General features: G+C 67.4%; 8 protein-coding genes. 1 reads left to right on the top strand and 7 read right to left on the bottom strand.

Features of this window, described 5'->3' with window-relative positions:
• Positions 1 to 166 precede the first annotated feature (166 nt).
• A complete protein-coding gene (locus WAQ08_RS20865) occupies positions 167 to 1,165 on the bottom strand; it encodes an MDR family oxidoreductase (protein WP_422194405.1) in 999 nt (332 codons plus the stop codon).
• Positions 1,166 to 1,359: 194 nt separating this feature from the next.
• Here WAQ08_RS20865 and WAQ08_RS20860 point away from each other — a divergent pair, with 194 nt between their 5' ends.
• Positions 1,360 to 2,433, top strand: a complete 1,074-nt coding sequence (locus WAQ08_RS20860) for an NAD(P)H-dependent flavin oxidoreductase (protein ID WP_422194403.1) — start codon at positions 1,360 to 1,362, stop codon at positions 2,431 to 2,433.
• On the opposite strand, the gene WAQ08_RS20855 is transcribed toward WAQ08_RS20860, so the two are convergent.
• The 6 genes from WAQ08_RS20855 to puuE form a co-directional block, all read right to left on the bottom strand.
• Complete coding sequence (locus WAQ08_RS20855; RefSeq protein ID WP_422194402.1) at positions 2,378 to 3,322, bottom strand: pseudouridine synthase; 945 nt, start codon at positions 3,320 to 3,322, stop codon at positions 2,378 to 2,380. The genes WAQ08_RS20860 and WAQ08_RS20855 overlap by 56 nt on opposite strands.
• 7 nt (positions 3,323 to 3,329) lie before the next feature.
• Positions 3,330 to 4,196: a rhodanese-like domain-containing protein gene (locus tag WAQ08_RS20850; protein WP_422194401.1), complete on the bottom strand. Its 867-nt coding sequence runs from the start codon at positions 4,194 to 4,196 to the stop codon at positions 3,330 to 3,332.
• 79 nt (positions 4,197 to 4,275) lie between these two features.
• The gene (locus tag WAQ08_RS20845) at positions 4,276 to 5,826 is read right to left on the bottom strand and encodes a methyl-accepting chemotaxis protein (protein WP_422194400.1); all 1,551 of its coding nucleotides are present in this window, start codon (positions 5,824 to 5,826) and stop codon (positions 4,276 to 4,278) included.
• Positions 5,827 to 6,044: 218 nt separating this feature from the next.
• Entirely contained in the window at positions 6,045 to 7,310 is a 1,266-nt protein-coding gene (locus tag WAQ08_RS20840) for a M20 family metallopeptidase (protein WP_422194399.1), read from the bottom strand.
• A complete protein-coding gene (gene uraD, locus WAQ08_RS20835) occupies positions 7,307 to 9,100 on the bottom strand; it encodes a 2-oxo-4-hydroxy-4-carboxy-5-ureidoimidazoline decarboxylase (RefSeq protein ID WP_422194398.1) in 1,794 nt (597 codons plus the stop codon). Before uraD ends, WAQ08_RS20840 begins: the two co-directional genes overlap by 4 nt.
• A complete protein-coding gene (gene puuE, locus WAQ08_RS20830) occupies positions 9,082 to 10,038 on the bottom strand; it encodes an allantoinase PuuE (protein ID WP_422194397.1) in 957 nt (318 codons plus the stop codon). The genes uraD and puuE overlap by 19 nt, the downstream gene beginning before the upstream one ends.
• Between the last annotated feature and the right edge of the window lies 1 nt (position 10,039).

Genomic DNA, 10,039 nt, shown 5'->3' with positions numbered 1-10,039 from the left:
CAGTTCGCCCGTGCTGGCATCGATGCGGAACCTGGCGGCATCGGCGCCGCCATTGATGCTGTAGGTCAGTGTTTCGGTCGTTCGGGCTTGCCATCGGCACCCGGCACGGGCCCCGGCGTGGGCGCATCACGCCCAATGCCTCTCTGATCGCGTGCTGGTAGAGGCCTCAGGCCTTGATGCAGACGACGATGCGGCCGCGCACATGGCCGTCCATCAGTTCACGCGCGGCCTGGATGGCGCCGGTGAGCGGGGCCTCTGAGGTGATCTGTTCCAGCAAGCCGGGAGCCAGGTCGCGCGCCAAGCGTGTCCAGGCCTCCTGGCGCTTGGCCTGAGGCGCCATCACGCTGTCCACACCCAGCAGGGCCACGCCGCGCAGGATGAAGGGCATCACGGTGGCGGGCAGGTCGAAGCCCTGGGCCAGGCCGCAGGCGGCCACGGCACCGCCGTAGCGCGTCTGTGCGCAGGCATTGACCAGGGTGTGGCTGCCCACGGCATCGACCACGGCCTTCCAGCGTTCCTTCTGCAGCGGCTTGCCGGGGCTGCTCAGCTCGGCACGGTCGATGATGCTCGTGGCGCCGAGTTGCTTCAAATAGGCCTCTTCACTGGCCTTGCCGGTGGCGGCCACGACCTTGTGGCCCAGACGTGACAGCAGCGCCACGGCCACGGAGCCCACGCCGCCGGTGGCGCCGGTGACGAGCACCTCGCCATCGGCCGGCTTGTCCAGCGCGCCATGCCGCTCCAGGGCCATCACGCACAGCATGGCGGTGTAGCCTGCCGTGCCGATGGCCATGGCCTGGCGCGTGGTGAAGGCCTCGGGCAGGCGCACCAGCCAGTCACCGTGCAGGCGCGCCTTGGCGGCCAGGCAGCCCTTGTGCGTTTCGCCCACGCCGTAGCCGTTGTGCACGATGCGGTCACCGGCCTTCCAGGCAGGGTGATCGCTGTCGATCACGGTGCCGGCGCCATCGATACCGGCCACCATGGGCCAGCTGCGCACCACGGGTGATTTGTTGGTAATGGCCAGGCCGTCCTTGTAGTTGAGCGTGGAGTGCTCGATGGCCACGGTGACGCCGCCGCCGTCCGCGAATGTGGGCAGGAAGCTGTCGTCCACCTCGCGCAGCTCGGCGCTGAAATCGGGGTTCTTGTCGAGGACCAGGGCGTTGAACATGGGTGTCTCCTAGTGCGGGCTGTACCGGGGTGCGCGCAGGGCGCTTGGCGGCATCTTAGGGCCTGTGCAGGTGGCCGGATGCGATGTCCGACATGCCGGCCTGCCTGGTGGGACGCAAGCCCCTTCGCGTGCCTGCCGTGCGTTGGCGGACCACAATCGAGGCTTCCCGCTGAGCACACAGACAAGGATCCATGATGAGCACCGCCACGCTGACAGAACTGCTGGGCATTGATCTGCCCGTGATCCAGGCACCGATGGCCGGCGTGCAAGTCAGCGCCATGGCGATCGCGGTGAGCGAGGCGGGCGGCTTGGGTTCGCTGCCCGCGGCCATGCTGGGCGACGATGCCTTGCGCCAGGAGCTGTCTGCGATCCACGAGGCCACCACGAAGCCCTTCAACGTCAACTTCTTCGCTCACCAGCCGCCGGTGCCGGATGCGGCGCGTGAAGCAGGGTGGCGCGATGCGCTGCGCCCCTATTACGCCGAGTTCGGTGCCAATGAGGCGGACATCCCGCAAGGCCCTGGCCGGCGCCCCTTCAGCGCCGAGGTGGCCGATGTGATCGAAGCCTTCCGCCCGCCGGTGATCAGCTTTCACTTCGGTCTGCCCGATGCAGCCCTGCTGGCACGGGTGCGCAGATGGGGCGCCAAGGTGGTCTCGTCAGCCACCACGGTGGCCGAGGCGCGCTGGCTGGCCGAGCGCGGTGTGGACGCCATCATCGCGCAGGGTTTGGAAGCAGGCGGCCACCGGGGGCTGTTCCTGTCTGACGATGTGGGCACGCAGGTGGGCCTGTTCGCGCTGTTGCCGCAGATCGTGCGCGCGGTGCGTGTGCCGGTGATCGCCGCTGGTGGCATCGCCGATGCGGCGGGTGTGGCTGCGGCGCAGGCGTTGGGTGCGGCGGGCGTGCAGGTGGGCACGGCCTACATGCTGTGCCCTGAAGCCACGACCAGTGCCTTGCACCGCGCGGCCCTGCGAAGCGAGGGGGCGTTCGATACGGCCTTGACCAATGTGTTCAGCGGTCGCCCGGCGCGTGGCATCGTCAACCGTGCGATGCGTGAGCTGGGGCCGATCAGCGCGGTGGCGCCGGCCTTCCCGCTGGCCACGGCGGCGATCGCGCCCTTGCGCGCCAAGGCCGAGTCTGCGGGCTCGTCGGATTTCTCGCCGTTGTGGGCCGGTCAGAACGTGAGCGCTTGCCGTGAGGTGCCAGCAGCGCAGATCACGCGGGATCTGGCGGCGGGCTGGGCGGCCAGTCCAGCGAACGCCGGCTCGTGAAGCTGCGGCGTTGGCCGGTCACCGGGTCATCGAAGGCCAGGTGACGGGCCAGCAATTGCAGTGGGCGGCGCCAATCCGGCGCATCGAGCGGATCGGCAGCCTGCAGCACCGGGTAGATGCGGTCATTGACGATGGGGATGCTCAGAGCGTGCATGTGCGCGCGCAGTTGATGGCGCTTGCCTGTGTGTGGGCTCAGGCGGTACAGGCCGAGACCTTGATCGGGGCGTGCTTGCTGTAGCTCGACCAGCGTTTCCGAGTTGGGCTCGCCGACTGCTTCCTCCATGGCCATGAAATGCGCGCTGTCGACCAGGCGGCTGCGGTGGTTCAAGGGCAAGGCCAGATCTGCTCGCAACGGCGCGACGGCTTCGTACACTTTGTGCACGGCCCGCTCGCGGAACAAGGCCTGGTAGACGTTGCGCTCGTGCGGCTGCACGGTGAAGGCGATCAGGCCGGCGGTCTCGCGGTCCAGCCGGTGGATGGGCACCAACGTGTCGATGCCCAGGCGGCGCTTGAGGCGCACCAGCAGTGTCTCCTGCACGTAGCGGCCTTTGGGCGTGATGGGCAGGAAGTGCGGCTTGTCGGCGATCACCAGGTGTTCGTCCATGAAGACGATGTCTTCGTGGAAAGGGATGGTGTGCTCGAAGGGCAGGGCGCGCCAGTAGTGCAGGCGGGTCTGCGGGCGGTAGGGCGCTTGGGGCAGCACGGGCAGGCCATCGTCGTCGAGTATGTTGCCTGCGTGCATGCGGGCTTGCCATTCGGTACGGGAGACGGCGGGCAGTCGCTCGGCCAGAAAGTCGAGCACGGTGGACCAGGGGCCGCTGGGCAGAGACACGCTGCTGGGGCTGACACCATCGCGCGTGGGCAGGGGCGGGCGTGCGGGGCGGGTCATCGCCGCCTCATGACCTCTCTGGCTTGCCAGGCCGGCGCGGCTTTGGGTTCACCGAATCCAGCCGCTGGGCACGCTCCAGCCGCCAGGCCTCGTCGGGTGATTCGTCATACACCTCGTGCGCGGTGGTGTCGGTCTCTTGCAAGCGGGCATCCAGCGCCACTCGGTTGTCGAAGACGAAGCATTCGCCATCCCAGTCGTGCTCGGCATCGGGCAGGGTGTGCAGGAAGTTCACGATGCCGCCATCGAGCTGGTAGACGTCCAGGCCCAGATCGCGTTGCATCCAGGCGCTGGTCTTCTCGCAGCGGATGCCGCCGGTGCAGTACATGGCCACACGCTTGCCTTCGGCCTTCCACTGCGGCGCCTGCTCGCGCAGGTAGGCCGGGAAATCGCGGAAGTTGCCCACGCCCGGGTCGATGGCGCGCTTGAATCTGCCCAGGCGGTATTCAAAGTGGTTGCGGTTGTCCAGCAGCACCACGTCGTCCTGGTTGATCAACTCGCGGAAATCCTGCGGGCTGAGGTGGTTGCCGGCAGCGCGTTCGGGCACGACGCCAGTGACGCCATCCACGCCCAGGGCCACGATCTCGTCCTTGCGGTGCACACGCACCTTCCAGAAGGGGCGGGTGGTGCAGGCGCTGCGCTTGAAGGGCATGTCGCTGAACCAGCCGTGCAGGCGCGGATCATGGTGCATGGCGTGCTCGAAGGTGTCGAGCAATTCGGCCGTGGCCGCCAGCGCGCCGCTGATGCCCTCGTGCGCGACCAGCACGCTGCCTGTCAACGGCGCAACGAGTTCACGCAGCAGGTCGATCACGCCATCCGGGTCGGGCAGCGGGACGAACTTGTAGAACGAGATATGAAACAAGGGGGCCTGGGACATCGTGGCCCGATTGTCTCAAACTGTCGAGGGGGCGCAGCGGCCTGGCACGTGCAGGCCGGGCTGCGCTGTTTGACCTGGATCAGGCCGCCAGCTTGAACACCGCCACGGCCGAGGCCAGACGGTGTGCCTGCTCGCGCAGGCTTTCGGCGGCAGCGGCTGATTGCTCCACCAGCGCGGCGTTCTGCTGCGTCATCTGGTCCAGGTGCGTTACGGCGGTGTTGACCTGGCCGATGCCGTCGGACTGCTCGTTGGCGGCGGTGCTGATCTCACCGATGGTGTCGCTCATGCGCTTCACGTTGGTGAGGATCTCCGTCATGGCGCCGCCGGCGTTCTGCACCAGGCTTGAGCCGTTGGCGATCTGCTCGACGGAACTGCCGATCAGGGCCTTGATCTCGCGGGCGGCCGTGGCAGAGCGCTGGGCCAGGGCACGCACTTCACCGGCTACCACGGCAAAACCGCGGCCTTGCTCACCAGCACGTGCGGCTTCCACCGCGGCGTTCAGCGCCAGGATGTTGGTCTGGAAGGCGATGCCGTCGATCACGCCGATGATGTCGGCGATCTTTTGCGACGAGCCATGGATGTCCTGCATGGTGCTGACCACCTGGTCGACGATGTTGCCGCCCTTGTTGGCCGAATCGCTGGCCTGACGGGCCAAGCCGTCGGCGTGGCGTGCGGCATCGGCGGTGTGGCGCACGGTGCTGGTCAGCTCTTCCATGCTGGAGGCGGTTTGCTGCAGGCTGGAGGCGGTCTGCTCGGTGCGGGCGGACAAATCCTGGTTGCCGGTGGCGATCTGCGTGCTGGCGGTGCTGATGCTCTCGGTGCCGGCGCGCACTTCGCGCACCATGTGGGCCAGGCCGTCACGCGTGCTGGCCACGGCCTGCAGCAGGCGGCCGATCTCATCGTGGGTGTCCAGATCCAGGCGGGCGGTCAGGTCACCGGCAGCCATGGCGTTCAGGGCATTGGAGGCAGACTCCAGCCGGCGGCGCATCGAGCGGCCCATGAAGTGCACTTGGGTCAGTACGCCCAGGCCTACCAGCAGGCCCACGCCCACGCTGATGCCGGCGAAGCGGAAGGCCTCTGCCTTGACAGCATCGACGTAAACGCCCGAGCCCAGCACCCAACCCCAGGGCGCGAAGCCCGCCACGTAGGAGCGCTTGGGCTCGGGCTGTTCCTGGCCGGGCTTGGGCCATTGGTAATCCACGTAGCCGGCCCCGCTGCGCTTGACGGTGGCGACGAACTCCTTGAACAGGTAGACGCCTGCCGGATCCTTCATGTCGCTGAGGTCCTTGCCGTCGAGCGCCGGCTTGATCGGGTGCGCCACCATGCGGGGCGTCATGTCGTTGATCCAGACGTACTCGCTGCCGTCGTAGCGGATGGCCTTGATCTCGGCGACGGCCTTGGCCTGGGCGTCGGCGCTGCTGATGCGGCCGGCCTTGCTTTCAGCCTCGTAGCGCTCGGCGATGCTCTTGGATTGCTCGACCACGGCACGGGTGGCGGCCAGCCTCTGGTCCATCAATGAGTGGTAGTGCGCGATGCCGGTGTAGGCCGACAGGGCCAGCACGGCCAGGGTGATGTTGACGGCCATCAGACGCAGCCGGCCGATGATGCTCAGGTTCCTGAAAAACGACATGACTGATCCCTCTGGGGTGTCGCAGCCAGAGCCATGTGTCTGTTGTCAGGAAAGGGCGCGAGGGCGAGGCTGCGTGCGGACCAAGCGCGGAGAAATGAGGCTCCGCTCGGGATTTCGGCAGGTGGTGTCCGGAATTTACCCTTGGACACTAGAAATCTTCACTTCTTCTGATCTTGCTCAAGGTGTCGCCGGGCGGCGCTCGCTGCGCCATCCGATGCTTATTCAACGGCCAGAAGATCCAGCAAGGTGCGCGCGACCACCTTGGTGGCCATGCGCAGATCGTCGAGCATCAGGTGTTCATCGGCGCGCTTGGCGTTGGACTCGAACACCGTGCGCGGGCCGGCGCCATAGATCACGGCGGGGATGCCTTGGGCGCAGTACAGGCGCACATCGGTGTACAGCGGCGTGCCCATGGTCGGGATGGGTTGGCCGAAGATGGCCTCGCCATGCTTGCGCAGCGCATCGACCAGCGGCTGGTTGCCCGGCAACGGCTGCAGCGAGTTGGCCAGCAGCAGGCGTTTGATGTCCACCTTGATGCCCGGGAAGCTGGCGGCGGCATCGGCGATCACGCGGCGGATGTCAGCTTCCACGGCCACGGGATCCTCTTCGGGGATCATGCGGCGGTCGAGCTTGAGCACGACCTTGCCTGGCACCACGTTGGTGTTAGTGCCGCCTTCGATGCGGCCCACGTTCAGGTAAGGGTGGGTGATGCCCGGCACCTTGGACGTGATGGCCTTGTAGGCCGTGTTCTGCGCGTACAGGGCGTTGAGGATGGTGACGGCGCCTTGCAGCGCGTCGACGCCCGTGTGCGGGATGGCCGCGTGCGCCATCACGCCGTGCACGGTCACTTCCATCTGCAGGCAGCCGTTGTGCGCGGTGACGACCTCGTAGCTGAAGCCGGCGGCGATCAGCAGGTCGGGCTTGGTCAGGCCTTGCTTGAGCAGCCAGCCGGGGCCCAGTTCACCGCCGAACTCCTCGTCGTACGTGAAGTGCAGTTCGACCCCGCCGTTGAGCTTGGGCGCATCGGCTTGCTTGGACAGCGCTTCCAGTGCACGCAGCGCGAAGCTGAAGGTGGCGAAGTCGCTCTTGCTGACGGCGGCGGCGCGGCCGTAGAGCTTGCCATCGTCGATCTCACCGCCGTATGGCGGGTGCGTCCAGCCTTCGCCCGGTGGCACCACGTCGCCATGGGCGTTGAGCGCCACGGTGCGGCCCTGCTCGCTGAAGCGGCGGCGCACGATCAGGTTGGTCAGCGTGGTCAGGCCGTAGTCACGAACTTCGGCTTCGGGCACGGCGTGCTTTTCGGCCTGCCAGCCGAAGGCCTGCACCAGCTCGGCGGTGCGCTCGGCGTGCGGCGCGTTGTTGCCGGGCGGGGTGTCGGTGGGCATCTGCACCAGGGCCTGCAGAAAGCGCACTTCCTCGTCGAAGTGGGCGTCGATCCAGGCGTCCAGGGCCTGGTAGGCGGGGTTGGAGACAGCAGCGGTCATAGACCTTCCAGCAGATTCGTGAACGCGTCGACGCACAGCTGCGCGTCGTCGTTGGTGATGGTTTCGAGAGGGTTGTGGCTGATGCCGGCATTGCCGCCCCGCACGAAGAGCATGGCCTGCGGCATCACCTCGTGCAGCTTCATGGCGTCGTGGCCGGCGCCACTGGGCAGCTTGATCACGGGCAGGCCCAACTCGTGCACCGCGGCTTCCCATCGTGATTGCCATGCAGGGTTGGAGGGGGCTGCCGCTGCGGTGAGCGTGCGTTCCAGTGTGTAGTCCACGCCGCGTCGCGCACAGATGGCGGCCAGCCGCGCTTCCACGTCGGCCGCAAGGCTGTCGCGTTGCGTGTCCAGCGGGGCGCGCAAATCCAGCGTGAACTGGCAGCGGCCAGGCACCACGTTGATCGAGCCGCCAGGCACATGCAGCACGCCCACGGTGCCCACGGAGGGGCCGCTCGGCGCTTTCAGATCCTGCGCGGCGCGTTCTTCCACATAGAGCACCAGCTCGGCCACGGCGGCAGCCGCGTCCTTGCGGCGGTCCATCGGCGTGGTGCCGGCGTGGCTGGCCAGGCCGATCACCTCGCCCGTGTAGCGCGCGCTGCCGTTGATGGCGGTGACCACGCCCAGCGGCTGGTCGATCTCGTCCAGCCAGGGGCCTTGCTCGATGTGGACTTCAATGAAGCCCAGATACTGCTTGGGGTCGCGCCTGAGCTTGGCGATGTCGGCCAGATCGGCGCTGTGGCCAGCAGCCTTCATCGCGTCGCGCATGGGGATGCCATCGGCATCGACCTGGTCCAGCCAGCGCGGGTCGAAATCGCCCGTCAGCGCGCCCGATCCGAGGAAGGTGGCCTTGTAGCGCTGGCCTTCTTCTTCCGCGAAGCCGACCAGTTCGAGCCCATGCTTCAGGCGCTTGCCTGCGCGGTGTAGCTCACGCACGCAGGCCATGGGCACGAAGATGCCCAGGCGCCCGTCGTGCTTGCCGCCATTGCGCACGGTGTCGTAGTGCGAGCCGGTCAGCAGATACGGCGCTTGCGGATCGGTCCCGTGGTAGCGGGCCACCACGTTGCCGACGGCATCGATGCTCACGTCATCGAAACCGCAATCCGCCTTCATCCACTGCACCAGTTGTGCGGCGGCGGCCTGGTGCGCTTGTGTCAGGTAGGTGACGGTGAGCTGGCCTTGCTCCGCATAGCCGGGCTCGCTGTGCACGGCCAGGTCATCGGCCCAGCCTAGGATCAGATTGCCCTGCTCGGGTGCCACGCCGAACTTGTCGTTCAGGCGAATCTCGGCGATGCGGTGGATGTTGCGCAGGCATTCGGCGCGCTCGAAATCGGCCGGCAGGCGCAGGCGCCGCGCGAAGGTGTCGATGATCTGCTGGCGGCTCAGGCCCGCGCCGCGCGGCCCGCGCACGGCCAGGATGAAGGGCCAGCCGAAGCGCGCCTTGTAATCGGCGTTGAGCTGCTGCAGGCGCGCGAACTCCTCCGGCGTGCAGTGCGTGAGGCCGGCCTTGCTCTGCTCATTGGTCGATTCGGCGGTGAGCTGCCCGGCCACGGCGGCTTTGCCGGCCAGCTCGGGGTGGGCGCGGATCAGGCCCAACTGCGTATCCACGGACGCATTGCGCACCGCCTGGGCGAGCGCGTGCTTCAGGCCGACCAGGCTCTTGAAGGGGCGCGCGGCCCAGGCCTCGCGGGCGATCCAGGGTGAGTGCTCGTAGATGCCATCGAGCGCCTGGGTGAAGGCATCCGCGTCCAGCGTGTTGAGCTGGCTAATGGTCAGGGCAGGGGCGGGCATGGGTGCGTGGTCTTCCAGTGGCGGGCGATGTCGATGCGGCGGCAGACCCAGACGTCACGGTGCGCCTGCACGTGGTCCAGGAAGCGCTGCAGGCCCTTGAAACGGCCGGGCCGGCCCAGCAGGCGGCAGTGCATGCCGATGCTCAGCATCTTGGGGCGGTCCAGCCCTTGCGGATCACCTTCGGCGTACAGCACGTCGAAGCTGTCGCGCAGGTACTCGAAGAAGTGGTCGCCGGTGTTGAAGCCCTGCGGCGAGGCGAAGCGCATGTCGTTGGTGTCCAGCGTGTACGGGATCACCAGCTGCTGAGCCTTGCTGCCATCGGACTTGTCCAGCGTCATCCAGAAGGGCAGGTCGTCACCGTAATAGTCGCTGTCGTAGTCGTAGCCGCCATGGTCCACCAGCAGGCGGCGCGTGTTGGGGCTGTCGCGGCCGGTGTACCAGCCATGGGGCCACAGCCCGCCCGTCATCTGCTTGATGATGGCGGTGCCGCGCTCGATGTGCTCGCGCTCGGTGGCCTCGTCCATGTTCTGGTAGTGGATCCAGCGCCAGGAGTGGCAGGCGATTTCGTGGCCCAGGTCGACGAAGGCCTGGGTGAGCTCGGGATGGCGCTCCAGCGCCATGGACACGCCGAACACGGTGAGCGGCAGGCCGCGCTTTTCGAACTCGCGCAGCAGGCGCCAGACGCCCGCGCGTGAGCCGTACTCGTAGATGCCGTCCATGCTCATGTGGCGGGCCGGGAAGCTGGCCGCGCCAATGATCTCGGAGAGGAACTGCTCGGAGCCAGGGTCACCATGCAGGACGTGGTTCTCGCCGCCTTCTTCGTAGTTCAGCACGAACTGGACGGCGATGCGCGCGCCACCGGGCCAGCGGGCATGAGGCGGGTTGTCGCCGTAACCGACCAGGTCACGCGGGTAGGGCTGGGTGCTGTCGTAGGTCATG

The organism is Aquabacterium sp., assembly GCF_049274795.1.
GTDB lineage: Bacteria > Pseudomonadota > Gammaproteobacteria > Burkholderiales > Burkholderiaceae_C > Aquabacterium.
Note: the sequence above shows the minus strand (reverse complement) of the source record. Positions and strands in the feature narration are given on the sequence as shown.

Bases quoted from the DNA above. Each gene is read 5' to 3' on its own strand.
- WAQ08_RS20865 (WP_422194405.1), bottom strand. From the start codon at position 1,165: ATGTTCAACGCCCTGGTCCTCGACAAGAACCCCGATTTCAGCGCCGAG.
- WAQ08_RS20860 (WP_422194403.1), top strand. From the start codon at position 1,360: ATGAGCACCGCCACGCTGACAGAACTGCTGGGCATTGATCTGCCCGTG.
- WAQ08_RS20855 (WP_422194402.1), bottom strand. From the start codon at position 3,322: ATGACCCGCCCCGCACGCCCGCCCCTGCCCACGCGCGATGGTGTCAGC.
- WAQ08_RS20850 (WP_422194401.1), bottom strand. From the start codon at position 4,196: ATGTCCCAGGCCCCCTTGTTTCATATCTCGTTCTACAAGTTCGTCCCG.
- WAQ08_RS20845 (WP_422194400.1), bottom strand. From the start codon at position 5,826: ATGTCGTTTTTCAGGAACCTGAGCATCATCGGCCGGCTGCGTCTGATG.
- WAQ08_RS20840 (WP_422194399.1), bottom strand. From the start codon at position 7,310: ATGACCGCTGCTGTCTCCAACCCCGCCTACCAGGCCCTGGACGCCTGG.
- uraD (WP_422194398.1), bottom strand. From the start codon at position 9,100: ATGCCCGCCCCTGCCCTGACCATTAGCCAGCTCAACACGCTGGACGCG.
- puuE (WP_422194397.1), bottom strand. From the start codon at position 10,038: ATGACCTACGACAGCACCCAGCCCTACCCGCGTGACCTGGTCGGTTAC.